The organism is Mesorhizobium sp. M1E.F.Ca.ET.063.01.1.1, from assembly GCF_003998155.1.
GTDB lineage: Bacteria > Pseudomonadota > Alphaproteobacteria > Rhizobiales > Rhizobiaceae > Mesorhizobium.
Map to the genome: position 1 here is coordinate 1 of NZ_RZSC01001684.1, position 417 is coordinate 417.

The 417-nt window shown below is 67.4% G+C and carries 1 pseudogene; it reads left to right on the forward strand.

Features of this window, described 5'->3' with window-relative positions:
- Positions 1-417: pseudogene (locus tag EOA29_RS40415) on the forward strand (elongation factor G); the annotation flags it as partial.

The window sequence follows — 417 nt, forward strand, 5'->3', positions numbered from 1 at the left end:
ATGCCGAGAGCCAGGTCGCCGACATACCGGGTGACGACAAGGCTCGCGAGCTGGAGGCCCGCTTCTCCATGCTGGAGACGCTCGCCGACCACGACGACCAGTTGATGGAGCAGCTGCTCGAGGAGATCGAACCGCCGAAGGATGCGATCTTCGACGACCTTGCCGCCGATCTTCGCGCCGGCGCGGTGACGCCGGTGCTGATCGGCACCGCCGAGAAGGGCAATGGCGTGCTGCGCCTCCTGAAGGCGATACGCCATGACGCGCCCGACATCGAGGCGACCCGCAAGCGCCTTGGCGCGCCCGACGGCAACCAGACCGTCGTCCAGGTGATGAAGACCATCCACACCGCGCATGGCGGCAAGCTGTCGGTATCGCGCGTGCTCTCCGGACAGCTCGCCGACGCGGCCGAGCTTTACC